The sequence below is a fragment of the Variovorax pasteuri genome (assembly GCF_051216435.1).
Taxonomy (GTDB): Bacteria; Pseudomonadota; Gammaproteobacteria; order Burkholderiales; family Burkholderiaceae_C; genus Variovorax.
In genome coordinates this window covers 1,310,934-1,334,888 of sequence record NZ_JBPJZS010000002.1, presented here as the reverse complement: position 1 = coordinate 1,334,888, position 23,955 = coordinate 1,310,934, and the positions used below count along the sequence as shown (strand labels likewise).

General features: G+C 68.9%; 25 protein-coding genes. 15 read left to right on the top strand and 10 right to left on the bottom strand.

Annotation, left to right across the window (positions count from 1 at the left end; all coding sequences use genetic code 11):
- Window positions 1–17: 17 nt before the first annotated feature.
- Window positions 18–890 (top strand): carboxylating nicotinate-nucleotide diphosphorylase, encoded by an 873-nt coding sequence (nadC, locus tag ACSFBM_RS13385; protein WP_435484764.1) that lies wholly within the window; start codon window positions 18–20, stop codon window positions 888–890.
- A gap of 14 nt (window positions 891–904) precedes the next feature.
- On the top strand, window positions 905–2,032 hold the full coding sequence (nadA, locus tag ACSFBM_RS13380; protein ID WP_435484763.1) for a quinolinate synthase NadA: 1,128 nt from the start codon (window positions 905–907) through the stop codon (window positions 2,030–2,032).
- A 127-nt stretch (window positions 2,033–2,159) separates the two neighbouring features.
- Here nadA and ACSFBM_RS13375 read toward each other — a convergent pair whose 3' ends face one another.
- From ACSFBM_RS13375 to ACSFBM_RS13350, 6 genes are all read right to left on the bottom strand, one after another.
- The gene (locus ACSFBM_RS13375) at window positions 2,160–2,522 is read right to left on the bottom strand and encodes a 6-pyruvoyl trahydropterin synthase family protein (protein ID WP_435484762.1); all 363 of its coding nucleotides are present in this window, start codon (window positions 2,520–2,522) and stop codon (window positions 2,160–2,162) included.
- A 33-nt stretch (window positions 2,523–2,555) separates the two neighbouring features.
- Window positions 2,556–3,194: a 7-carboxy-7-deazaguanine synthase gene (gene queE / locus ACSFBM_RS13370; protein ID WP_435484761.1), complete on the bottom strand. Its 639-nt coding sequence runs from the start codon at window positions 3,192–3,194 to the stop codon at window positions 2,556–2,558.
- Window positions 3,191–4,042 (bottom strand): pantoate--beta-alanine ligase, encoded by an 852-nt coding sequence (gene panC / locus ACSFBM_RS13365; RefSeq protein ID WP_435484760.1) that lies wholly within the window; start codon window positions 4,040–4,042, stop codon window positions 3,191–3,193. The genes queE and panC overlap by 4 nt, the downstream gene beginning before the upstream one ends.
- A 70-nt stretch (window positions 4,043–4,112) precedes the next feature.
- Entirely contained in the window at window positions 4,113–5,702 is a 1,590-nt protein-coding gene (gene nadB, locus ACSFBM_RS13360) for an L-aspartate oxidase (protein ID WP_435484759.1), read from the bottom strand.
- A 127-nt stretch (window positions 5,703–5,829) separates the two neighbouring features.
- Window positions 5,830–6,666, bottom strand: a complete 837-nt coding sequence (locus ACSFBM_RS13355) for a segregation and condensation protein A (protein WP_435484758.1) — start codon at window positions 6,664–6,666, stop codon at window positions 5,830–5,832.
- Between the two features lie 75 nt (window positions 6,667–6,741).
- Entirely contained in the window at window positions 6,742–6,948 is a 207-nt protein-coding gene (locus tag ACSFBM_RS13350; protein ID WP_435484757.1) for a DUF3460 family protein, read from the bottom strand.
- A 69-nt stretch (window positions 6,949–7,017) separates the two neighbouring features.
- Between ACSFBM_RS13350 and ACSFBM_RS13345 the strand changes: the two genes are divergently transcribed.
- Window positions 7,018–7,503, top strand: coding sequence for an outer membrane protein assembly factor BamE (locus tag ACSFBM_RS13345; protein WP_435484756.1), 486 nt, complete (start codon window positions 7,018–7,020; stop codon window positions 7,501–7,503).
- A 31-nt stretch (window positions 7,504–7,534) separates the two neighbouring features.
- On the opposite strand, the gene ACSFBM_RS13340 is transcribed toward ACSFBM_RS13345, so the two are convergent.
- Window positions 7,535–8,434, bottom strand: a complete 900-nt coding sequence (locus ACSFBM_RS13340; RefSeq protein WP_435484755.1) for a LysR substrate-binding domain-containing protein — start codon at window positions 8,432–8,434, stop codon at window positions 7,535–7,537.
- 112 nt (window positions 8,435–8,546) lie between these two features.
- On the opposite strand from ACSFBM_RS13340, the gene ACSFBM_RS13335 reads away from it, so the two are divergent.
- The 3 genes from ACSFBM_RS13335 to ACSFBM_RS13325 all read left to right on the top strand — a co-directional run bounded on the left by ACSFBM_RS13335 (window position 8,547) and on the right by ACSFBM_RS13325 (window position 12,004).
- Window positions 8,547–9,554, top strand: coding sequence for a Bug family tripartite tricarboxylate transporter substrate binding protein (locus ACSFBM_RS13335; RefSeq protein WP_435484754.1), 1,008 nt, complete (start codon window positions 8,547–8,549; stop codon window positions 9,552–9,554).
- Between the two features lie 85 nt (window positions 9,555–9,639).
- Window positions 9,640–11,094 (top strand): FAD-dependent oxidoreductase, encoded by a 1,455-nt coding sequence (locus ACSFBM_RS13330; protein WP_435484753.1) that lies wholly within the window; start codon window positions 9,640–9,642, stop codon window positions 11,092–11,094.
- A gap of 13 nt (window positions 11,095–11,107) precedes the next feature.
- Complete coding sequence (locus tag ACSFBM_RS13325; protein WP_435484752.1) at window positions 11,108–12,004, top strand: alpha/beta fold hydrolase; 897 nt, start codon at window positions 11,108–11,110, stop codon at window positions 12,002–12,004.
- Window positions 12,005–12,010: 6 nt separating this feature from the next.
- Here the strand turns inward: ACSFBM_RS13325 and ACSFBM_RS13320 are convergent, their stop codons facing one another.
- Window positions 12,011–12,214 (bottom strand): hypothetical protein, encoded by a 204-nt coding sequence (locus ACSFBM_RS13320; protein ID WP_435484751.1) that lies wholly within the window; start codon window positions 12,212–12,214, stop codon window positions 12,011–12,013.
- 20 nt (window positions 12,215–12,234) lie between these two features.
- Window positions 12,235–14,331, bottom strand: coding sequence for a methionine--tRNA ligase (gene metG / locus ACSFBM_RS13315; protein ID WP_435484750.1), 2,097 nt, complete (start codon window positions 14,329–14,331; stop codon window positions 12,235–12,237).
- Window positions 14,332–14,429: 98 nt separating this feature from the next.
- Between metG and ACSFBM_RS13310 the strand changes: the two genes are divergently transcribed.
- The 7 genes from ACSFBM_RS13310 (at window position 14,430) to ACSFBM_RS13280 (ending at window position 20,503) form a co-directional block, all read left to right on the top strand.
- Window positions 14,430–15,068, top strand: a complete 639-nt coding sequence (locus tag ACSFBM_RS13310; RefSeq protein ID WP_435484749.1) for an LbetaH domain-containing protein — start codon at window positions 14,430–14,432, stop codon at window positions 15,066–15,068.
- A 73-nt stretch (window positions 15,069–15,141) separates the two neighbouring features.
- On the top strand, window positions 15,142–16,173 hold the full coding sequence (locus ACSFBM_RS13305; RefSeq protein WP_435436076.1) for an isocitrate/isopropylmalate dehydrogenase family protein: 1,032 nt from the start codon (window positions 15,142–15,144) through the stop codon (window positions 16,171–16,173).
- 148 nt (window positions 16,174–16,321) lie between these two features.
- On the top strand, window positions 16,322–16,768 hold the full coding sequence (locus ACSFBM_RS13300; protein ID WP_435484748.1) for a DUF2846 domain-containing protein: 447 nt from the start codon (window positions 16,322–16,324) through the stop codon (window positions 16,766–16,768).
- A 94-nt stretch (window positions 16,769–16,862) separates the two neighbouring features.
- The gene (locus ACSFBM_RS13295) at window positions 16,863–17,543 is read left to right on the top strand and encodes a YceH family protein (RefSeq protein WP_435484747.1); all 681 of its coding nucleotides are present in this window, start codon (window positions 16,863–16,865) and stop codon (window positions 17,541–17,543) included.
- A gap of 50 nt (window positions 17,544–17,593) precedes the next feature.
- The gene (locus ACSFBM_RS13290) at window positions 17,594–17,956 is read left to right on the top strand and encodes a hypothetical protein (protein ID WP_435484746.1); all 363 of its coding nucleotides are present in this window, start codon (window positions 17,594–17,596) and stop codon (window positions 17,954–17,956) included.
- Between the two features lie 127 nt (window positions 17,957–18,083).
- Entirely contained in the window at window positions 18,084–18,638 is a 555-nt protein-coding gene (locus tag ACSFBM_RS13285) for a hypothetical protein (protein WP_435484745.1), read from the top strand.
- A gap of 65 nt (window positions 18,639–18,703) precedes the next feature.
- On the top strand, window positions 18,704–20,503 hold the full coding sequence (locus ACSFBM_RS13280; RefSeq protein WP_435484744.1) for an ATP-binding response regulator: 1,800 nt from the start codon (window positions 18,704–18,706) through the stop codon (window positions 20,501–20,503).
- A 7-nt stretch (window positions 20,504–20,510) separates the two neighbouring features.
- On the opposite strand, the gene ACSFBM_RS13275 is transcribed toward ACSFBM_RS13280, so the two are convergent.
- Window positions 20,511–21,710, bottom strand: a complete 1,200-nt coding sequence (locus ACSFBM_RS13275) for a patatin-like phospholipase family protein (RefSeq protein ID WP_435484743.1) — start codon at window positions 21,708–21,710, stop codon at window positions 20,511–20,513.
- Between the two features lie 84 nt (window positions 21,711–21,794).
- Between ACSFBM_RS13275 and apbC the strand changes: the two genes are divergently transcribed.
- Together apbC and ACSFBM_RS13265 are read left to right on the top strand one after the other, a co-directional pair.
- Entirely contained in the window at window positions 21,795–22,886 is a 1,092-nt protein-coding gene (gene apbC / locus ACSFBM_RS13270; protein ID WP_435484742.1) for an iron-sulfur cluster carrier protein ApbC, read from the top strand.
- Between the two features lie 11 nt (window positions 22,887–22,897).
- Entirely contained in the window at window positions 22,898–23,842 is a 945-nt protein-coding gene (locus ACSFBM_RS13265) for a LysR substrate-binding domain-containing protein (RefSeq protein ID WP_435484741.1), read from the top strand.
- Window positions 23,843–23,955 lie beyond the last annotated feature (113 nt).

Genomic DNA, 23,955 nt, shown 5'->3' with positions numbered 1-23,955 from the left:
CGCAGAGATAAAGAGCCATGAGCCTTCGCTTTGATTTTTCAGCGTCGGCCGTGGCCGCGCTGGCCCTCTCCGACGCCACCCGCGCATTGCAGGAAGACGTCGCCGACGGCGACCTCACCGCGTCGCTGGTCGACCCTGCCCGCACCGCCCGTGCCCGCGTGCTGGCGCGCGAAGCCGCCGTCGTGTGCGGCGCGCCCTGGGTCGAGGCCACGCTGCGGCAGCTCGATCCCCAGGTGCGCATCCATTGGCTGTGCGCCGAAGGCGAGCGCTGCGCCGCCGACCAGACCGTGCTCGAAATCGAAGGGTCTGCCCGCGCGCTGCTGACGGCCGAGCGCACCTCGCTCAACTTCCTGCAACTGCTGAGCGCCGTCGCCACCAAGACGGCGCTGTACGCCGACGCGATCAGCGGCACGCGCGCCCGCATCGTCGACACGCGCAAGACGCTGCCGGGCCTGCGCCTGGCCCAGAAGTACGCCGTGCGCACCGGCGGCGGCCTGAACCACCGCATCGGCCTGTACGACGCGGTGCTCATCAAGGAAAACCACATTGCCGCCGCCGGCGGCGTGGCCGCGGCGCTGCGTGCGGTGGCGCCGGTGGCGTCGCAAGCCGCCTTCGTCGAGGTCGAGGTCGAAACGCTGGCCCAGCTGCACGAGGCGCTGGACGCCGGCGCGCGCATGGTGCTGCTCGACAACATGGACCTGCCCACGCTGCGCGAGGCCGTGCGCATCAACGACGCGGTGGGCGACGCGCGCAAGGCGGTGCTCGAGATCTCGGGCGGCGTCACGCTCGACGGCCTGCGCGCCCTGGCCGAGACCGGTGTGGACCGCATCTCGGTCGGCGCGCTGACCAAGGACGTGAAAGCCATCGACTACTCGATGCGCTTTCAATAAAAAAGATGTTCCCCATGACGACCCCTTCCGTCATCGACGTCGACTACGAACAGCCCGCCGAATCGGCCGGTTCCAGTTCCGTCTGCGACACCCGCCACGCCTGGGCCCGCGTGCCGCCCGAGCCCTCGCCCGACGAACGCGTCGCGCTGAAGAGCCGCATCCGCCGCCTGCTGCGTGAGCGCAATGCGGTGATGGTGTCGCACTTCTACGTGCACCCCGACCTGCAGGACCTGGCCGAGGAAACCGGCGGCATCGTGAGCGATTCGCTCGAAATGGCGCGCTTCGGCCGCGACCATGCCGCGCAGACGCTGGTGGTGTCGGGCGTTCGCTTCATGGGTGAGACCTCGAAGATCCTCTCACCCGAGAAGCGCGTGCTGATGCCCGACCTGGACGCCAACTGCTCGCTCGACCTGGGTTGCCCGGTCGAGCAGTTCAGCGCCTTCTGCGACCGGCACCCCGATCGCACCGTGGTCGTCTACGCCAACACCAGTGCGGCCGTGAAGGCGCGCGCCGACTGGCTGGTCACGTCCAGCTGCGCGCTCGACGTGGTGGGCGCGCTGCATGCGGCGGGGCAGAAGATCCTCTGGGGCCCCGACCGCCACCTGGGCGACTACATCCAGCGCCAGACCGGTGCGGACATGGTCAGCTGGAACGGCGCCTGCATCGTGCACGACGAGTTCAAGGCGCTGGAGCTCGAGCTGCTGATGAAGGAACACCCCAAGGCCAAGGTGCTGGTGCACCCGGAGTCGCCGTCGGACGTCATTGCGCTGGCCGATGCGGTGGGCTCCACCTCGGCCATCCTGGGCGCGGCGCAGCGCATGGACGCCCGCCAGTTCATCGTCGCCACCGACAGCGGCATGCTGCACAAGCTGCGCACGCTGAACCCCGGCAAGACCTTCATCGAGGCGCCGACGGCCGGCAACGGCGGCACCTGCAAGAGCTGCGCGCATTGCCCGTGGATGGCGATGAACGGGCTGGTGGAGCTGGCGAATGCGCTGGAGACGGGCGTGGGGGAGATCCATGTCGATCCGGCGCTGGGGCTGCGGGCGCGGGTGCCGATCGACCGGATGCTGGCGTTTACCGCGGGTTTGAAAAACGGCCATCCGCCGGGCAGTCTGATCGCCGGCATCGGCGCCGCCTGACCCCCGCATTGCTCCTTCCCCCTGGGGGAAGGCTGGGATGGGGGCTCGCGGCGCCAAAGACGCCGACAACAATGGATGCGCCGCTTGCCCCCACCCCAACCCTCCCCCGGGAGGGGAGGGAGCAAGACTAGAACTCCACGCTGCAGCTGTCCCCCAGCGCCTCGCGCCACACCTTCACGCGCGCCAGCGACCCCCGCAAATCCGGCAGCGCCTGCGCAATGAACACGCACAGGTTCTCCAGCGTCGGCGGATGCAGCCCCGGCACGTCGTCCAGCAGGTGGTGGTCGAGCTGCTCGCGCACCTCTTCCAGCCGCCGGCGCAGCAGTCCCAGGTCGATCACCATGCCCGTCGCGGGATCGCGCTCGCCCGCGAGCCACACCTCCGCGTGGTACGTGTGGCCGTGGACACGGCGGCTGCCTTCGACTTCGATCTCGCGTTTCAGCGTGTGGGCGGCGTCGAAGAAAAAGCGTTGGCTGATGGTGAATCGCATCGTCTGGAACTCAGGAAAAAAGAGGCCGCCGCTTCAGCGGATGCCGGTGATCTTGTGCGTCTGCACGCTCAGGCGCCACGCCGGTTGCCGCATGCATTCGGCGATGCACAGCTCGGTGTTGGCGATGCGATCGGGCCCGTCCATCGGCTGCAGGAAGCGGTGCGTGAACTCGCCCGTGCGCGCCATCGTGTCGAGGTCGAATGCGGTCTGCGGCCACACCAGCTTCAGCTCCTGCCCGCGCTGCTGCACCCACGGCGCGCCGGCCTTGGGGCTGATGCACAGCCAGTCGATGCCCTCGGGCGCCTCGACCGTGCCATTGCTCTCCACCGCGATGCGAAAGCGCCGTGCGTGCAGCGCATCGATCAGCGCCGCGTCGACCTGCAGCAGCGGCTCGCCGCCCGTCAGCACCACGAGGCGGTGGTCGGCGTCGCCCGCCGGCCATTGCGCGGCGATGGTGTCGGCCAGCAGCTCGGCGTTCTTGAACTTGCCGCCCAGCGTGCCGTCGGTGCCGACGAAGTCGGTGTCGCAGAAACGGCAGACGGCGGTGGCGCGGTCGGCCTCGCGCCCGCTCCACAGGTTGCAGCCGGCGAAGCGGCAGAACACCGCCGGCATGCCGGCCTGGCCGCCTTCGCCCTGCAGGGTGTAGAAGATTTCCTTGACGCTGTAGCTCATAAGGTGAAGGGAGTCTCGATCTCCAGGTTGTCGATCAGCCGCGTGCTGCCCAGGCGGGCCGCAGCCAGCGCCACGAGCGGCTCGCCGGGCGAATCGGAAGAGGGGGGCTGCAGGTCCGAGCGGCGCCGCAGCACAAGATAGTCGGGTTGCCAGCCGCGCTGCGCCAGCGACTGCATTGCCCGCGCTTCGATCGCGGTCACGTCGGTCTCGCCCGCGCGCACCGCCTCGGCCATGGCCTTGAGGGCGCGCGACAGCTGCACGGCTTCGGCGCGCTCGTCCTTGCTCAGGTAGCCGTTGCGCGACGACAGCGCCAGGCCGTCGTCGGCGCGGAAGGTCTCGCCGCCCACGATCTCGATGGGCATCGCAAACTGCCGCACCATGTGGCGGATCGCCATGAGCTGCTGGTAGTCCTTCTTGCCGAACACGGCCACGCGCGGCTGCACGCACTGGAAGAGCTTCATCACCACCGTGCACACGCCGATGAAGAAGCCGGGCCGGAAGTGCCCTTCGAGGATGTCGGCCAGCGCCGGGTCGGGGTGCACCTTGCAGGTCTGGGGCTCGGGGTACAGCACGCGCTCGGTGGGCGCGAACAGCACGTCGCAGCCGGCCGCGCGCAGCTTCTCGCAGTCGCTGTCCCAGGTGCGCGGGTAGGTGTCGAAGTCTTCGTGCGGCAGGAACTGGAGCCGGTTCACGAAGATGCTCGCGACCGTGGCGTCGCCCAGCGGGCGGGCCTGCTTGATGAGCGCGATGTGGCCGTCGTGCAGGTTGCCCATGGTGGGCACGAAGGCCGGGCGCTGGCTGGCGGACAGGCGGGCGCGAAGTTCTTCGATGGTGGTGGCGATGTACATGGTTGGGTTTCTCCCTGCGGGCGTCGGTGGCCGGGCATCCTTGAGTGAAAACAGCAGTCGGTGGGGTCGGTCAGCCGGCCGGCGGCGCCAGCACCGTGGGTGCGGCGGGCTCGGCGAGCGATGGATAGTCGCGGCTGAAATGCAGGCCACGGCTCTCGTGGCGGGCCTGCGCGCAGCGCACGATCAGCTCGGCCACCTGCACCAGGTTGCGCAGCTCGAGCAGGTCGCGCGTGACATGGAAGTTCGCGTAGAACTCCTGGATCTCGGCCTGCAGCAGCGCAATGCGATGGCTCGCGCGCTCCAGCCGCTTGTTGGTGCGAACGATGCCCACGTAGTCCCACATGAAGCGGCGCAGTTCGTCCCAGTTGTGCGAGATGACCACGGCTTCGTCGGCGTCGGTGACGCGGCTGTCGTCCCAGTCGGGAAGCTCGGCGCGTGCATGCACCGGCGCCTGCGCAATGGCGCCGGCCGCGGCGCGCGCGAACACCATGCACTCGACCAGCGAGTTGCTGGCCAGCCGGTTGGCGCCGTGCAGCCCGGTGCAGGCGGTTTCGCCGATCGCGTACAGGCCCGCGACGTCGGTGTGCCCGCTCAGGTCGGAGAGCACGCCGCCGCATGTGTAGTGCGCGGCCGGCACCACGGGAATCGGTTCGCGCGTGATGTCGATGCCCAGTTCCAGGCAGCGCGCCAGGATGTTGGGAAAGTGTTCCTGCAGGAACGCGGGCGGCTGGTGCGAGATGTCGAGGTACACGCAGTCCAGCCCGTGCTTCTTCATCTCGAAGTCGATGGCGCGGGCGACCACGTCGCGCGGCGCGAGTTCGGCGCGCTCGTCGTGCGCCGGCATGAAGCGCGTTCCATCGGGAAGCTTCAGCAATCCGCCTTCGCCGCGCACCGCCTCGCTGATCAGGAAGGACTTGGCGTGCGGGTGGTACAGGCAGGTCGGGTGGAACTGGATGAACTCCAGGTTCGACACCCGGCAGCCGGCGCGCCATGCTGCGGCAATGCCGTCGCCGGTGGCGGTGTCGGGGTTGGTGGTGTACAGGTACACCTTGCCCGCGCCGCCCGTCGCCAGGATGGTGTGCGGCGCGCGAAAGGCCAGCACCTCGTCGGTGGCGTCGTCGAGTGCGTACAGGCCCACGCAGGCCGGGTCGTCGAGCCCGAGCTTGGTGCCGGTGACCAGGTCGACCAGCGTGTGGTGCTCGAACAGCGTGATGTTCGGCGTGCGGCGCACCCGCTCGATCAGCACCTGCTGCACGGCCGCGCCGGTGGCATCGGTCACGTGAACGATGCGGCGCTGGCTGTGGCCACCTTCGCGCGTCAGGTGCAGGCCGCCGCCTTCTTCCCTGGACGCCTCGGAAAACGGAACGCCCAGCTCACGCAGCCAGCCGATGGCCTCGGGCGCATGCTCGACCACGAAGCGCGTGGCCTCGGGGTCGCACAGGCCGGCGCCGGCCACCAGCGTGTCCTGCACGTGGGCGTCGAAGCTGTCGCCCGCCGCCAGCACCGCCGCAATGCCGCCCTGCGCCCAGGCGCTGGAGCCGTCGTTCAGCGCGCGCTTGGTCAGTACCGCCACGCGGTGCGTAGGGGCCAGATGCAGCGCGGCGGAAAGGCCTGCGAGGCCGCTGCCGACGATCAGGACGTCGAAGTCGTGCAAAGCCATGAAGCGGAATGCTGGGTCGAGGCTCCGGTCACTTCGGGAAACACCGTGGAACCGGCTTTGCCGGGCCACCGGTGTTGCCCCCTGGAAGGGGGTTGGCGAAGCGACACGAAGTGTGGGGGTAAGCCATTTATGTCGGCGAGTAGGCCAGCCGGACGTAGATGGGCGCGAAGGCTTCCGCCTGCGTGATGTCGATCAGCGTTTCCTTCGCGAGCTCCAGCATCGCGATGAAGGTGACGATCAGCACCGGCGTGCCGCGCGTCACGTCGAACAGCTTCTCGAACTCGACGAAGCGCTGCCCTTGCAGGTGGCGCAGCACGATGCTCATGTGCTCGCGCACGTTGAGCTCTTCGCGCGAGATCTTGTGGTGCTGCACAAGCTTGGCGCGCTTCATGATGTCGGCCCACGCATCGCGCAGTTCGATCACGTCCACCTCGGGGAAGCGCGGCTTGAGCGACTGCTCGATGTAGACCTGCGCCTTCCAGAAGTCGCGCCCGTAGGTCGGCAGGGCGCTGAGGGCGGCGGCCTGCAGCTTGGTCTGCTCGTACTCCATCAGGCGGCGGACCAGTTCGGCGCGCGGGTCTTCGGCCTCTTCGCCGTCGGCCACCTTCTTGGGTGGCAGCAGCATGCGCGACTTGATCTCGATCAGCATCGCGGCCATCAGCAGGTACTCGGCTGCCAGCTCGAGGTTGGTCTGGCGGATCTCGTCGACGTAGCTCAGGTACTGCCGCGTGAGCCCCGCCATCGGGATGTCGAGGATGTTGAAGTTCTGCTTGCGGATCAGGTAGAGCAGCAAGTCCAGCGGGCCTTCGAAGGCCTCCAGGAACACCTGCAGCGCCTCGGGCGGGATGTACAGGTCCTTCGGCATCGCGAACAGCGGCTCGCCATAGAGCCGCGCGAGCGCGACCTGGTCGATCACGTCGGGCATGGCGACCACCAGCGCGCCGGAATCGTCGTTCCTGCTCATTCGGCGATTGCTATCATTTCAATAGCTGAAGGCGCAATACGGACGCGCGTATCCTGCCAATTCGGCATCAGGAAATTACTTGGATTGCGTCTGGTAGACGTACGGCTGCATCGGGATGCGGGCTTCGTCGTACTCGTTCAGCAGGTTGCGGTCGAGGTGCTTGTCCCAGAGCAGGGCGCGCCCGGCGCGCTGTTCGGCTTCCAGGGTGGGCTTCTTTTCCTTCATCTCTTCGATGAAGTTGGTGATCTCGGAAGAGTAGTGGGGGCGACGGAAGATGGACATAGACTGGACCTTTATGGCGCGAATTTTACCGGGGACGGCATGACGCAACGGCGAGGGTGGCAGATTGGCATGGCAAGCGCGCTGCTTGCGGCCGCACTGGGGCTCGCGGCATGCGACCCGAAGAACATCAGCGAGCTGGAAGAAGGCGTCTCCACCGAGGCCGATGTGCGCGCACGTTTCGGCGAGCCCGAGAACATCTGGGAGGCGCCCGGCCCTGGTCGTGGCGCCCGCGTGTTCGAGTACAACCGCCAGCCCGCGGGCCAGAAGAACTACATGATCACCATCGGCGCCGACGGCAAGATGAGCGCGCTGCGCCAGGTGCTCACGCCCGAGAACTTCGCCAGGGTGCAGCCCGGCCTGATGATGGAAGACCTGCGCAAGCTGCTCGGCAAGCCCGCCAAGGTCACGCCCTATGCGCTGAAACGGGAGACCGAATGGGAATGGCGCTGGGTGCAGCCGCCGAACTCGCCCATGGTCTTCACCGCCACACTGAACGACGACCAGCGTGTGGTGCGCAGCGGCTCCTCGCCCGACCGCGGCACCGAGGCGCCCTGAGCCGGCCGAGTGAGCCACGGCTGCGCCAGGGTCACTTGCGCAGCTTCTGGATCAGGAAGGCCTCCAGCAACTCCACCGCCTTGCGCCCCGGCAGCGGCGCCGTGGCGAGCCACACCTCGGAGTCGGGCAGCGAAGGCATGCCTTCCCTGGCGCCCAGGATCTTCAGCCGCTTCGAGATGGTGGCCTCGCGGAACACCCCCACCGCAATGCCCGCGCGCACGGCCGCCTCCAGGCCGGTGACGCTGGTGCTCGTGTAGGCGATGCGCCAGGGAATGCCTGCGCGGTCCAGTGCATGCGTGGCCCAGTCGCGCAGCATCGCCCCCTCGGGGTTGAGCGCCAGCGGCAGCGGGCGTTGCAGGTGCGTGGCCGACCCGGCGGTCGACGCCCAGACGATGCGCGACTTGGTCAGCCGCAGGCCCTCGCCCGAGCCCACCGCGCCCACGCCGATCACCATGTCGTAGCGCGCGCCCAGCTCCGCGTGCATCACCGCCGACACGCCGTGGTGCAGCTCCACGTGAATGCGCGGGTGCTGGCGGCAGAACTCCGCGACGAGCACCGGCAGCACGCGCGTGGCGTAGTGCTCGATGGATCCGATGCGGATGCTGCCCGACACCTCCTGCGTGTCGACGTCGTGGAACAGCTGGTCGTTCAGGCTCAGCATCTGGCGCGCCAGCGGCAGCAGCTGCATGCCTTCGGGCGTCGGTGCCAGCTGGCGCGTGCCGCGCGCGACCAGCTGCACGCCCAGTTGCTCCTCGAGCCGGCGCAACTGCATGCTCACCGCCGATTGCGTGCGCGACAGCGCCTTGGCCGCGGTGGTGAAGCTGCCGATGCGCACCACCGTGTCGAACACGCGCAGCAGGTCGATGTCGACCGTGTGGCTGCGCGGCGTGGCCTGGGTGGTGTGTGGGGGGCGGGCGTTCCTCGCCGGCATGGGCATCTCCGGGGTCATCATGAATCGTGATGCCAAGGATCAGAAACCATCACGTTTCGCGCTGGATTGTGGGCCAAGAATGGACCCACAAGACAGCAACCGGAGACAAGACATGCAAGACCCGATGGTTCCCTTCCTGCGCCGGCGCCGGCTGCTGCAGGGCGCGCTGGCTGCTTCGGTGGCACCGGCCCTGGTGTTCCCCGCCCATGCGGCCGCCCCGTGGCCGCAGAAGGCCGTGCGGCTCATCGTCGGCTTCCCGCCGGGCTCCTCGCCGGACGCGCTGGCCCGCACCGTGGCCGACCCGCTGGCGCAGGCGCTGGGCCAGCCGGTCATCGTCGAGAACAAGGTCGGCGCAGCCGGCACCATCGGCGTCAACGCGGTGGCCAAGGCCACGGACGGGTACACCATCGGCCTCACGGGCAACGGCCCCCTCACCACCGCGAAGGCGCTCAACCCCGCCACACCCTACGACGTGGCGCGCGACCTGCGGCCCATCTCGCTGGTCGGCGCGAGCCCCTTCGTGCTCACCGGCAGCATGGACATGCCCGCCACCGACCTGCGCGGCCTGCTGGCCCACGCAAGGGCGCAGGGCGACCGCCTGAGCTATGGCTCGGTCGGGCCCGGCTCGGGCTCGCACCTGGCCATGGAGCTGCTGAAGACGCTCACCGGCATCCAGGCCGTGCACGTGCCGTTCCCCGGCTTTCCGCAGGTGGCGACCGCGCTGATGGGCAAGCAGATCGACCTGTCGTTCATGATTCCGTCGATCGCCGCACCGCAGGCGAAGAGCGGGCGGCTGCGGCTGTACGGCGTCAGCACCGGCGCGCCATTCGCCGCCTTTGCCGAGGTGCCGCCGATTCAGAGCGCGCTGGGCGGCGGCAAGGTCTTCGACGTGGCGTCGTGGAACGCCATCGTCGGCCCGGCCAGCATGCCGGCGCCGGTGGCGCAGCGGCTGTCCGAGGAGATCGCCCGCATCCTGAAGGCGCCCGACACGCGCCAGCGCCTGTTCGACCAGGGCTGGCAGGCGCTGGGTACCGCGCCCGATGCGCTGTCGCGAAAGATCGCCGAGGACACGGCGATGTGGGGCGACGTCATCCGGCGCACCGGCGCGCGCAGCGAGTAGCGCCGCCACCGGCAGGCCGGCCATCACCACCACAACCACCACCACCACCACCACCGTATTCACCTCTCCTTCGAAAGCACCGCCCATGGGAACCCTCACCCCCGAAGAACGCCACTTCTTCCGCTCCGACGTCAACGCGCGCGACGGCGAACGCAAGCAGCGCCAGCCGCACGGCCACATCACCGAGCCAGCGCGCCAGGTGCCGGTGCACGAACGCTGCGACGTGCTGGTGCTCGGCGGCGGCCCGTCGGGCGTGGCGGCGGCGGTCGCGGCCGCGCGCAGCGGGGCGCGCGTGGTGCTGCTGGAGCGCTACAACCACCTGGGCGGCCTGTCGACCGGCGGCCTCGTGATCTGGATCGACCGCATGAGCGACTGGTCGGGCCAGCATGTCATCCACGGCCTGGCCGCGGAGTTCATGGACCGGCTGGGAAGGCAGCCTCAGAAGGCCGTTGCCGGTCCGCCGCGCGAGGACTGGGGCTCGCGCGACAGCGCCAAGGCCGACTACTGGGCGATGCGCACGGCCGCCTTCCACGGCGTGGTCACGCATTCGCCCACCATCGACCCCGAGATGCTCAAGGGCGTGTACCACCAGATGGTGCGCGAGGCCGGCGTCGACCTGATCCTGCACGGCTGGATGGTCGCGCCCATCGCCGAAGAAGGCCGCGTCAAGGGCGCGGTGTTCGAGAGCAAGCAGGGCCGCCGCGCCATCCTCGCGAACGTGGTGGTCGACACCACCGGCGAGGGCGACCTGTACGCGGCGGCGGGTGCGGCCTTCTCGTCGGACATCGACGCGCACGACATCCACCACTGCATCAACACCTCGTGGCTGTTCGCGGGCGTGGACATGCGGCGCTGGCTCGACTTTCGCGCCCATGAGCCGCAGGCTTACTCGGCCTTGCTGGCGCAGGGGCGCGAGACGCTGGGCAGCTTCGAGAAGCCCATCGTCTCCTGGCGCGACGACGTGGCCACCTTCCTCGGGCCGCGCAAGTCGGGCTTCAGTGCGCTCGACGTCGACGAGATGACCCAGGTCGAATGGGAGTCGCGCAAGAGCATGGCCGAGCACCTGGCCTTCTACCGCGCGCATGCGCCGGGCTTCGAGAACGCCTGGGTCATGCTGATGGCGCCGCAAATCGGCACGCGGCACGGCCGGCGCCTGGTGGGCGTGAAGAGCGTGCGGCGCGGCGCCTGGGATGCGGGCGCGGTGGAAGCCGACGAGGTGGGCATCAGCCCGAGCCCGTCGCCGAAGTTCCCGAACATCTCGGTGCCCTACGGCGCGCTGGTGCCCGAGACGCTCGACGGCGTGCTCGCGGCGGGCAAGCACATCTCGTGCGACACCAACTCGCACGGCTTCATGCGCGAGATTCCGCAGTGTTGGCTGACGGGGCAGGCCGCTGGCACGGCCGCGGCGCTGGCCGCGGACAGCGGCGTGCTGCCGCGCAACGTGGACGTGAAGCGGCTGCAGGCGCTGCTGGCGGCGCAGGGCGTGCCGTTGCGCCAGGCGGCGGTCGAAGCGTCGCGGGCACATGCTGCGGCCGCATGACGGGAGGAGGGCTATGAGCGCACCGTTCTTCCCGGGCTTCGCGGTTCACGACATTCCGCTGGGCGACGCTGTCATCCATGCCGAGGTCGGCGGCAGCGGCCCGCCGTTGCTGCTGCTGCACGGCTACCCGCAGACGCACGTGGCCTGGCACCGCATCGCGCCCGTGCTGGCGCAGCAATTCACCGTGGTGGCGCCCGACCTGCGCGGCTACGGCGACAGCACCGGCCCGGCCGGCGATCCGCTGCATGTGAACCACTGCAAGCGCACGCTGGCCGCCGACAACCTGGCGTTGATGGCGTCGCTGGGCTTTGCGCGCTTCGCCGTCATGGGCCACGACCGCGGTGCGCGCGTGGGCTACCGGCTGGCGCTGGACACACCCGCCGCGGTGAACTGCTTCGTCTCGCTCACGGTGGTGCCCACCGAGGAGATGTGGAAGCGCGCCGGCATGGCATTCGGCCTGAAGGCCTTCCACTGGTACCTGTTTGCGCAACCCTTCGACCTGCCCGAGCGCATGCTGCGCGCCGACCCCGCCTACTACCTCGACTGGGCGCTGCGCAACACCGTGCAGAAGGCCGATGCCGTCACGCCCGAGGCGCTGGCCGAGTACCACCGCGCCTTCGCGAAGGAATCTGTGCGCCATGCGATGGTGGAGGACTACCGCGCCGCCGCCGACATCGACCTGCGGCACGACCGCGACGACCTGGCGGCCGGCCGCCGCGTCGCGTGCCCCGTGCAGGTGCTGTGGAGCGCGTCGAACACCGCCAGGCCCGACCCTGCGGAAATCTGGCGGACCTGGGCGAACGAGGTGGACGGCGGCACCATCGACTGCGGCCACCTGATGGCGGAAGAGGCGCCCGACGAGGTGCTGGCACGGGCGCTGCCTTTTCTGCAGCGCCATGCGCGGGGTTGAGCGCGGCTACTGGCTGTCGGGTATCACCGCATCGGCCGCCGCGCCCACGGCCTTGCCGGTGATGCGCACGGTGCCGATGGCCGCATCGGCAGCCAGGCCGACCGCGCTGGCGCCCACGCTCACCGCGGTGCCCGCCACGGTCACGACCGCACAGCCGCCTAGCAAGGCGGACATCGACAGCAGCACAAGCGCACGGCAAAGGCGGGTCATGGGAGCTTCCTTGTCGTTGGTCAGCGCACGCGCATGCCCGGCGTTGCGCCCGGCCAGGGTTCCAGCACGTGGATGCCCGGGTGGGCCTTTTCGTCGCCGTGGCTGGCGGCCAGCACCATGCCTTCGCTCACGCCGAATTTCATCTTGCGCGGAGCGAGGTTGGCGACCAGCACCGTGAGCTTGCCCACGAGCTGTTCGGGCTGGTAGGCCGAGGCGATGCCGCTGAACACGTTGCGGGTCTTTCCCTCGCCGGCATCGAGCGTCAGGCGCAGCAGCTTGGTCGAGCCTTCGACCTTCTCGCAATTCACGATCTTCGCGATGCGCAGGTCGATCTTCACGAAGTCGTCGATGGTGATGGTGGGCGCGATGGCTTCGCCGCCCGGCAATTCCAGAGCCTCCACGGCGGCTGGGGCGGCTGCTGCAGGCTCGGGCGCGTCGAACAGCTTGTCGACCACCTTGGCATCGGCACGCTGCATCAGGTGCTTGTAGTCACCAATGGCGTGGCCCGCGGGCAGCGCTTGCGCCGCATCCGCCCACACCAGCGGCGAAATCTTCAGGAAGGCCTCGACGTTCACCGCCAGCGCCGGCAGCACCGGCTTCAGGTACAGCGTGAGCAGGCGGAAGGCCTCGATGCACACGGTGCACACGTCGTGCAGCCGCGCCTCGGCGCCTTCCTTCTTGGCCAGCTCCCAGGGCTTGTTCTGGTCGACGTACTCGTTCACCTTGTCGGCCAGCGCCATCACGTCGCGCAGCGCGCGGGCGTAGTCGCGGCCGTCGTACAGCGACTGCACCTGCGGCGCGGCGGCACGCAGCGCCGACAGCAGCGTTTCGCCATCGGCCGACACGGCGCCCAGCTGGCCTGCGAAGCGCTTGCCGATGAAGCCCGCCGCGCGGCTGGCGATGTTGATGTACTTGCCCACGAGGTCGCTGTTGACGCGCGCCACGAAGTCCTCGGGGTTGAAGTCGATGTCCTCGTTGCGGCCGTTGAGCTTGGCCGCGATGTAGTAGCGCAGCCATTCCGGGTCCAGCCCGATCGACAGGTACTTCAGCGGGTCGATGCCGGTGCCGCGGCTCTTGCTCATCTTCTCGCCGCTCACCGTCAGGTGCCCGTGCACGTACACCGCGTTCGGCGCCTTGCGGCCGCTGAAGTGCAGCATCGCGGGCCAGAAGAGGGTATGGAAGGTGATGATGTCCTTGCCGATGAAGTGCACCTGCTCCAGGTCGGGATCGGCCATGTACTCGGTGTACGAGATGCCGTCGCCGCCCAGCTCGATGCAGCGCTTGTCCAGCAGGTTCTTCAGCGAGGCCAGGTAGCCCACGGGGGCGTCGAGCCACACGTAGAAGTACTTGCCCGGCGCATCGGGAATCTCGATGCCGAAGTAGGGTGCGTCGCGGCTGATGTCCCAGTCGCCCAGGCCGCCCTTGCCTTCGTCGTCCTTGTACAGCCACTCGCGGATCTTGTTCTGCACTTCGGATTGCACGTGGCCGGGGGCCGCGGTCCATTCCTTCAGGTAGGCCTCGCAGCGCGGGTCCGACAGCTTGAAGAAGAAGTGGTCCGAGCTGCGCAGCTCGGGCTTGGCGCCCGACAGGGCCGAGTAGGGGTTGATCAGCTCGGTGGGCGCGTACACGGCGCCGCACACCTCGCAGTTGTCGCCGTACTGGTCCTTGGCGTGGCAGTTGGGGCACTCGCCCTTGATGAAGCGGTCGGCCAGGAACATGCCCTTCTCGGGGTCGTAGAACTGCTCGACGCTCTTGGTTTCGATGAGGCCGGCGGTGCGCAGGTCGCGGTAAATGTCCTGCGCGAGCTGGTGGTTCTCGGGCGCGTCGGTCGAATGCCAGTTGTCGAAGGAGATGTAGTAGCCGTCCAGGTAGGGCTTGCGGCCCGCGGCGATCTCGGCCACGAAGGCCTGCGGCGTCACGCCGGCCTTGTCGGCCGCGATGGTGATGGCCGCGCCGTGCGCGTCGTCGGCGCACACGAAGTTGACCTCGGCGCCGTTCATTCGCTGGTTCCGCACCCAGATGTCGGCCTGGATGTACTCCATCATGTGGCCGATATGGAACTTGCCGTTGGCGTACGGCAGGGCGGTGGTGACGAAGAGCTTGCGCGGGGCGGACATCGGGGAGGGCGCTTTCGGGAGTGGAACTGACGGAACCGGGCATTTTAGGTGCGGCGTCGGCGGGCGCGCTTTCATGGGTTTGATGGCAGCATCGCGCGATGCCCCACGCCATCGACCTCGGCGCCTGCATCGCCGGATTTGCCGCCTCTCCCCTCGCACCCTGGGCCGCATCGCTGCCCTGGGAGCTCCCGCCGCGCGCCCCCGAGATCGTGCGTCAGCTGCTGGCCGGGCTGCCGCCCGCCGACTACGCCGTCGACGGCGACGTGGCCGTTCACCGCAGCGCCCGCATCGAACCCGGCGCGGTGCTCAAGGGCCCGCTGATCCTCGGTGCTGGCTGTTTCGTGGCCGCGGGCGCCTACCTGCGCGGCGGCAACTGGGTCGACGCGGGCTGCAGCCTTGGGCCGGGCGTGGAGCTGAAATCGTCCTTCGTGTTCGCGGGCACGGCGCTCGCGCACTTCAATTTCGTCGGCGACTCGGTGCTGGGCGCGGGCGTGAACATGGAGGCCGGCAGCATCGTGTGCAACCACCGCAACGAGCGTGCGGCGAAGGAAATCTTCGTGCGCAGCGGCGAGGGCGGGGCGCTGCAGCCCACGGGTTGCGAGAAGTTCGGTGCGCTCATCGGCGACGGCGTGCGCATCGGTGCCAATGCGGTCATTGCGCCCGGTGCGCTGTTGCTGCCGGGACGGGTGGTGGCACGTGCCTCGCTGCTCGACCCCGAAATCCCCGGCCACGAGTGACCCACGACTTCGCGGGGTGTCTCGCGCGAGACGGTATGCTCCAGCCCCTGATACAGAAAGCGAGACGCCGCCGATGACCACTCCCATTCCCGCAACCCTCATTCCCGGCGACGGCATCGGCCCCGAGATCGTCGACGCCACCCTGGCCGCGCTCGACGCGCTGAAGGCGCCCTTCGTGTGGGACCGCCAGATCGCCGGCCTCGGCGGCGTGGTGGCCGCCGGCGACCCGTTGCCCGTGGCCACGCTGGACAGCATCCGCCGCACCCGCCTGGCCTTGAAGGGCCCGCTGGAAACGCCGTCGGGCGGCGGCTACCGCTCGTCGAACGTGCGGCTGCGCGAGGAGTTCCAGCTGTACGCCAACCTGCGCCCCGCGCTCACCATCATTCCCGGTGGCCGCTACGACAAGATCGACCTCGTGGTGGTGCGCGAGAACCTCGAAGGCCTGTACATCGGCCACGAGCACTACGTGCCGATCGACGGCGACCCCCATGCCGTGGCCATGGCCACCGGCATCAACACCCGCCAGGGCAGCCGGCGCCTGCTGGAGTACGCCTTCGAGACGGCCGTGGCCACGGGCCGCAAGAAGGTCACCATCGTGCACAAGGCCAACATCATGAAGGCGCTCACGGGCATCTTCCTGGAGACCGGCATCGACCTGTACGAGCAGAAGTACAAGGGCAAGTTCGAGCTCGACACGGTCATCATCGACGCCTGCGCGATGAAGCTGGTCCTCAACCCCTGGCAGTTCGACATGCTGGTCACCACCAACCTGTTCGGCGACATCCTGTCCGACCTGGTGGCGGGCCTGGTGGGCGGCCTGGGCATGGCGCCGGGTGCCAACATCGGCACCGACGCGGCGATCTTCGAGGCGGTGCACGGCTCCGCACCCGACATCGCCGGCAAGGGCATAGCCAACCCGACGGCCATCATGCTGGCCGCCGCGCTGATGCTCGATCACGTCAAGCTGCCCGAGCTGGCCACGCGCCTGCGCAAGGCCATCGACGAGACGCTGAACATCGACAAGGTGCGCACCGGCGACCTGGGCGGCACGGCGGGGACGGCGGCGTTCACGAAGGCGCTGGTCAGCCGTATCAACGGCGGCTGAGGTAGAAGAAAGCAACCAATTCCCCAGGGCTGAAAAAATTCGGCCGGCAGGAACTTCAAAGGGCGACGCGCGCGGCTACAGTGCTGGCCGCACGCGCCTGATTGGCAGGCGGTGCTGTCATATCAAAAACAAGCCTGGAGGGTTTCCAATGAAGAAGTTTCTCGTCGCCACCGCAGTGGCCATCGCCGCGCTCAATCTGGTCGGATGCGCATCCGTGAGCATGGGCAATGCCGAGCAGGATGCGGCAGTGAAGAAGTTCGCCGCGCCTGCGGCCGACAAGTCGGCCTTGTACATCTATCGCAACGAGTCGATGGGCGGCTCGGTGAAGATGGACGTCTCCGTCGACGGCAAACCCATCGGCCAGACCGCCTCGAAGACCTTCCTCTACAAGGAAGTCGCGCCGGGCAAGCACACCATCGCCTCGACGGCCGAGAACACCGACACGCTGACCGTCGACACCCAGCCGGGCATGTCGTACTACATCTGGCAGGAAGTGAAGATGGGCGTCATGTATGCGCGCAACAAGCTGCAGCTCGTGGACGCCGCCACCGGCAAGAAGGGCGTTCAGGAAACCAGCCTCGCCGTGACCAAGTAACGGCCTGCGAATGACACCGATGGCGCAAGGCCATCGCTGAACACGTGTACGCTGCCGGGGCCATGCTCCGGTGGCGTTTCTTTTTTGAGCTGCCATGTCCTCGACACCTCTGCCCGTCCTGTCCCTCCTCGAAACCCGTGTCCTCGGCGTGCTGGCCGAAAAGCAGCGCACCGTGCCCGACAGCTACCCGCTCACGCTCAACTCGCTGGTGTCGGGCTGCAACCAGAAGACCAGCCGCAACCCGGTGCTCGAACTCACCGAGTCGCAGGTGCAGGCCGCCATCGACAGCCTGAAGGGCTACAGCCTCGTGGCCGAGACCAGCGGCGGGCGCGCCTTTCGCTACGAGCACAACACCGACCGCGTGCTGCGCATTCCGTCGCAGTCGGTCATCTTGCTGACCGTGCTGATGCTGCGCGGCCCGCAGACGGCGGGCGAACTGCGCATTGCCTGCGACCGCATGCACAACTTTGCCGACATCTCGTCGGTCGAGGGCTTCCTGAACGAGCTGGCCGAACGCGAGGCCGGCGCGCTGGTGGTGAAGCTCGCCCGCCTGCCCGGTGCGCGCGAAAGCCGGTGGGCGCACCTGCTGAGCGGCGCGCCGGCGGAAGAGGTTGCCGGTCCCGGGTCCGATGCGCCGCATGCTGCGCACGACGTGTCGCTGGGCGAGGTCGCGGCACTGAAGGCCAACGTGGCACGGCTCGAAACCGAGGTGGCATCGCTGAAGGCGCTGTTGGGGCGCGTGTGCGCCGAGCTGGGTATCTCCGAAGCGGGCTGATTGCCGGGGTTTTGCCAGCCGAGGGTTGGCTGGGGTATCTTGCGCGGCATATGACGATCCACACCTGCCCGCGCTGCAAGCAACCCGGCATCGGCGGCTTCGCCAAGCGCTGGTCCAGCCGCGCGGCGCCTGCCGAGTGCAAGGCCTGCGGCGGCCTGTCGCATGTGCTGGCCAGCACGACCAGCGGTATCTGGGCGGTCGGCGTCTTGATCCTGGTGGTGTCGCTGATCGGCGGGCTGGGGCTGCATTCGGCGCTGTTCTTCTGCAGCGGGCTGGTGCTTGCGGTGGCCTGCAACGTGCGGGCCTGGCGGCGCGCGGCGATGTATCCCATTTCCACAGAAAGCGCGGCCAGTGCGAGCCATGCCAACTGGTGGGTCGCAGGCATCTACGCCTTCATCGCCATCCTTCAGTAGAACGGGGCGGCGCCGGCCAGCGGTGGGTAACCGCGTCCGGCGGGCACCACTTCACACAGTCTTCACGCGGACCGCACACGGCGCCTCTAACGTCGTACCCATTGCAGACATCAATGGAGCACCTGCCATGGACAACGGACACCTCGCGGCGTGGCGCGACCACATGCCTTTCGACGACATCACCCGGCGCGCGCTGGCGTGGCTCGCCGTCCTGGCTGGCGCCGCCAGCCTCTACGCGTTCTTCTGGTGGGCCGCATCGGCCACCGGCTTCTTCCTGTTCGACGGCTACCGCCACACCTGGCAAGGGCTGGGCACGGCGATCGCGTTTCGCGACCTGGACTCGGCGTACTACCTGTCGAGCTGGGTCTTCTCGGTGATCGGCGGCTTGTTCGGCTGGATCGCGCTGATCGGGTTCGCGGTGGCGCACCGGCGCGGCTGGGACGCCGTGGCGCCGTGGATCAAGACCGGCTGCGCCGTCGGCGTGGGGGCCGGGCTGGCGTTCGAGCCGGGCCGCCTGCTGGCGCTGGCGCCCATCGTCTGCATGGTGGCCCTGCTGCTGCGCTCGATGCTGGTGCCCGCGGCCGACAACCCCCGGCCGGGGCTCGGCCTGCGCAAGCAGGCACGCCGCGGCGATGGCGCATCCATGACCAATGGCACTGTCACGCCACAGCCTCGCCGATAGCATGAGCGGGTGACCACCCGCGACCTCGTTTCCCTGCAGTGCCCCGGCGCGCGCCGCGCCGGGCCATGACTTCGGCCGCCGTCGCTTCGCTCGACGAGCGCGAACTCGGCCAGCGCGTGCTGCGCGAGCACGTGGCCTCGGTGTATGCGTCGCGCCGCGTGTCGGTCAGCGCGCACCTGTGCTTTGCCTGTGCGCTGGGCATCGCTTTCTACCTGCAATACGGCACGCAGTGGGCGCTGTTCTGGCTGGCGGTGATCGCCGCGGTCGATCTCTACGCGCTGTTCACGCCCGGCTGGCATCCGGGCATTCCGGTGGCCGACAGCCCGTACTGGGCGCGCAAGTACACGCGGCTGGTCACGCTGGTCAGCAGCGCCACGGCGCCGGCGCCCCTGTTCGTGATTTCAGGCGACAACCTGCCCATCACCACGCTGCTGGTGGTCGTGATCATGAGCAGCTGGACCCGCGCCATGCAGGCGCTGTGGCCCCTGAAACCCGCGCTGTTCGGCTACGGCCTGCCGATGATGCTGGGGCTGATCGTGGCGCTGGCCTGGCAGCGCGACGCGTTGCATGTCTTCCTCGCGGCCTTCGGTGCGGCGCACCTGGGCCTGACCTTGCGCACCGGCATCCGGCAGAACCGCATCCTCACCGACGCGCTGGTGCTGCGCTTCGAGAACGAGGCGCTGGCCGCGCGCCTGGGCGAGCAGATTGCCGCCACCGAACGCGCCAGCGCCGAGAAGACCCGCTTCCTGGGCACCGCGAGCCACGACCTGCGCCAGCCGCTGCACGCCATTGCGCTGTTCGGCGCGGCGCTGCGCAACGAGCTGAGCGACCGCCCCGAAGGCCGGAACGCCGAGCGCCTGATGCGCGCCGTCGATGCGCTGGGCATGTCGCTGGACACCATGCTCGACGTGTCCCGGCTCGACGCCGGCGTGGTCACGCCCGTGGTGCGCCCGGTGCAGCTCGATGCGCTGTTCCTGCGGATGAACTTCACCTTCGGCCCGCCCGCCGAGCAGAAGGCGCTGCAGCTGCGCGTGCGCGCCAGCCGCCTGTGGGTGCGCAGCGACCCCGAGCTGCTGCACCGCATGCTGTCGAACCTGGTCGACAACGCGCTCAAGTACACGTCGCGCGGCGGTGTGACGGTGATGGCGCGCGAGCGTGGCAACGCGGTGTGGATCGAGGTGCGCGACACCGGCATGGGCATCGAGCCCGAGCAGTCGGGCCGCATCTTCGAGGAGTTCTACCAGGTGGGCAACCCGGGGCGCGACCGCTCGCGCGGGCTGGGCATCGGCCTGTCGATCGTGCAGCGGCTGTCGCGGCTGCTGGGACATCCGGTGCAGCTCCAGTCGCGCGTCGGCCGCGGCACGCGCTTGCGGGTCGTGGTGCCGATGGCCGAGCCGCCGCCGGGGGTGCCGGTCAGAGCGCAGGGCGACGCCGCCGCGCTGCAGCCGCCCGCCGGGGCACCTGCAGGCTTGCCGCGCCGCGTGCTGCTGATCGACGACGAGGCCGACATCCGCGCCGCCATGACTGGCCTGCTGCACTTTCATGCGATCGACGTGCGCAGCGTGGCCGACGAGGTCGGCGCGGTCGACGAGCTGGCGCGCGCGCAGGCCGAGCACCGGCCCTTCGACATGCTGCTGTGCGACTACCGCCTGGCCGACGGCGCCGACGGGCTCGATGCCGGGCTGCGGCTGCAGCAGCTGCTGCACGGACAGGTTCCCCTGTTGCTGGTGACCGGCGAGACCGCGCCGCACCGGTTGCAGCGCGTGCGTGAATCGGGCGTGCCTGTGCTGTTCAAGCCGGTGGCGGCGGAGAAGCTGCTGCAGGCGATGTCGGCACTGGTGTCGGCCCGGGGCGCCGTGCACTGAGGGCGCGTCAGGCCGTATTCCAGCCGAAGAAGCGCAGCACCTCGTCGCGCTGCGCCATGGCGTCGGTCCACCCGAGCGCCATCAGCTCGCGCGTGTAGGCCGACTCGAACAGCAGGTAGCTCGCCAGCGCGCCGCCCTTCACGTCGGCCGCGACCTTCGAGCCGCCCAGCAGGTGCCGCACCGCGCCGGGCAGCGCGTCCACATGGCGCGCCGCGATCACGTCCAGGCGCTCCGAGGGCGAGATCACCAGCAGGTCGAGCGGACGCAGCGCGCTCGCCGCGCGCGCCTCCTCGGGAATCAGCCCCAGCGTGTGATTGATGCGGCGCAGGCGCTCGATGTCCACCGCCAGTGCGTCCAGGAAGATGCTCGAGAGCGCATGGCCCGCGATCTGCGCCATGGTCGGGTAGCCGCTGTGCGTGTTGGGCCCCGGGGTCTCGCGCGGCTCGTGCATGCGGCCCGCGCCAATCACCAGGATGCGCTGCGCACCCAGGTGGATGGCCGCTGCGATGGGCGCGGACTGCCGCATCGAGCCGTCGCCGAAGTACTCGGTGTGGCCTTGCTGCATCGGCAGCGCTGTGGCCGGGAACACGAAGGGAATGGCCGAGGAGGCCAGCAGGTGCATGTGCGTGATGCGGTCGCGCACCGACAGGCGCTGCGAGCGCACCCAGGGCTCCATGGGCACGGCCGCCTCGAAGAAGGTGACGTGCTCTCCCGAGCTGTAGCTCGACGCCGTCACGGCCAGCGCCTGCACGTGGCCTTCGGCCATCAGCCGGGGCAGCCGGTCCAGCGGCACCATGCGCTGCAGAAGCTCGGCCAGCGGCTGGTTGTCGAGCAGCGACTTCGGCTTGATGCGCATCCAGTTGGCCGCGAAGCGCCCCAGGCCGAGCAGCATGCGCCAGCGCGTGCCGCTGCCGATGGCCGAGAGCGAATCGGCGCGGTACACCTGCTCGGCGCGGAACTCGCGCCAGACCTTGGCGATGTGCGCCACCATGGCGTCGAAGTTGTCGGCGCCGCAGGCCAGCGCGGCCGCGTTGATGGCGCCGGCCGAGGTGCCGGTGATGACGGGGAAGGGGTTGCCGGTGCCGGTGACCGCGGGGCCGGCGGCGCGCCGGATGTCTGCAATGGCCTCCAGCACGCCCACCTGGTAGGCGGCCCGGGCGCCGCCTCCGGTGAGCAGGAGCCCGGTGACGGGGGGTGTCTCTGGCATTTTTATTGTTTCAGGCTATTGGGAGGCCGTGCGGTGTGGCCTTGGAGAGCGAACTAGACTACCCGCCATTCAGGAGTTAGATCAATGGCACTCACCCCAGAAGGGCTCATGGACGCGCTCAAGGCCGTCGCAGACCCTAACACCGGCAAGGAATTCGTGGCGAGCCGGTCGCTCAAGAACCTGCAGATTTCAGAGGGCGACGTGTCGTTCGAGCTCGAGCTCGGCTACCCCGCCAGGAGCCAGCACGCGGCCATCCGAAAAGCGCTGGTGGCAGCCGCGAAGGCGGTACCCGGCGTGGAGAACGTGTCGGTCAACATCCTCACCAAGGTCATCAGCCACGCGGTGCAGCGCGGCGTGCAGCTGATGCCCAACGTGAAGAACATCATCGCGGTGGCTTCGGGCAAGGGCGGCGTGGGCAAGAGCACCACGGCCGCCAACCTGGCGCTCGCGCTGGCCGCCGAAGGCGCCACGGTGGGCCTGCTGGACGCCGACATCTACGGCCCCAGCCAGCCCATGATGATGGGCATCGAAGGCCGCCCCGACAGCGCCGACGGCAAGACCATGGAGCCCATGGAGCGCCATGGCGTGCAGGTGATGTCGATCGGCTTCCTGGTCGACCAGGACCAGGCCATGATCTGGCGCGGTCCCATGGCCACGCAGGCGCTGGAGCAGCTGCTGCGCCAGACCAACTGGAAAGACCTCGACTACCTGATCGTCGACATGCCCCCGGGCACCGGCGACATCCAGCTCACGCTGAGCCAGCGCGTGCCGATGACGGGCGCGGTGATCGTCACCACGCCGCAGGACATTGCGCTGCTCGACGCCAAGAAGGGCATCAAGATGTTCGAGAAGGTCGGCGTGCCGATCCTGGGCATCGTGGAAAACATGGCGGTGCACATCTGCTCGAACTGCGGTCATGCGGAGCACATCTTCGGCGCGGACGGCGGCAAGAAAATGGCGGCCGAATACCAGATGGAGTACCTCGGCGCGCTGCCGCTGGACATCAAGATTCGCCTGCAGGCGGACAGTGGTGCGCCTACGGTGGTGTCGGAGCCCGACAGCGACGTTGCCGTTCTCTACAAGGACGTGGCCCGTCGCGTGGCCGTGGGCATTGCCGAGAAGGCCAAGGACTTCTCGTCGAAGTTTCCGACGATCTCGATCAGCAAGAACACCTAGAGAGCAAGCAGATGAACCTGCTCGCCTCCATGCGCTATCTGGTGGCGCTGAACGAGCACAAGCACTTCGGCCGCGCAGCGCAGGCCTGCCACATCACGCAGCCCGCCTTGTCGAATGCGCTGCGTGCCCTGGAGGGCGAATTCGGCGTGGTCATCGTCAAGCGCGCCCGGGTGTACGTCGGCCTCACGCACGAGGGCGAGCGCGTGCTGGCCACGGCGCAGCGCATGCTGAGGGACAACGAGGTGCTGTTGCAGGAACTGCGCAGCGCGGAAGGCGACCCGCACGGGCGCCTGCGCATGGCGGCCGTGCCCACGGCCATACCGATGCTGTCGCGCTTCGCGGCCATGCTGCAGCAGCGGCATGCGGGCATCGTGCCGGCGGTGCTGTCGATGAGCTCGCAGGAGCTGGAGACGGGGCTCGAAAGCCTGTCGGTCGACCTCGCGCTCGGCTACACCGAGCGCATGCACCTGCCGGGCGTCAAGCTCACGGCCTGGCCGCAGAGCATCGAGCACTATTTTTTGCTGCGCCGCGCCCGCAAGGCGTCGACCGACCAGCTGCGCATCGGCAAGCCCATGACCTGGACCGAGGCCGGCAAGCTGCCGCTGTGCCTGCTCACGCCCGACATGCACAACCGCACCATCGTCGACCAGGCGCTGCGCGAAGCCGGCGTGCCGGTCACGCCGGCCATCGAGACCAACTCCGTGCTGACGCTGGCGCTGGCCGTGAGCGCGGGGACCGTCAGCAGCGTGCTGCCCGGCGGCATGATCGCGGCCGTGCGCAGCCACCGCGAACTGGAGGCGCTGCCGCTGGTGGCGCCCGAGGTGCGCACGCCCATCGGCTTCATGACGCAGGACGGCGTGCGCCACTCGCGCGCGCTCGAGGCCGCGCTGGCCTTCATGAAGACGCCCGAGTGGCAGGCCCAGGTGCAGCAGCACAGCGGCACGCTCGGGGCGTGAACGGGCGGGTTCATTTACTTATTGAATCGGGCCATGCGTTGATCGAATTTGACGCAGATCAAAGCGTTCACACACACTCCGCGGCCCGGATCAGCAATTACTTACACATTCGG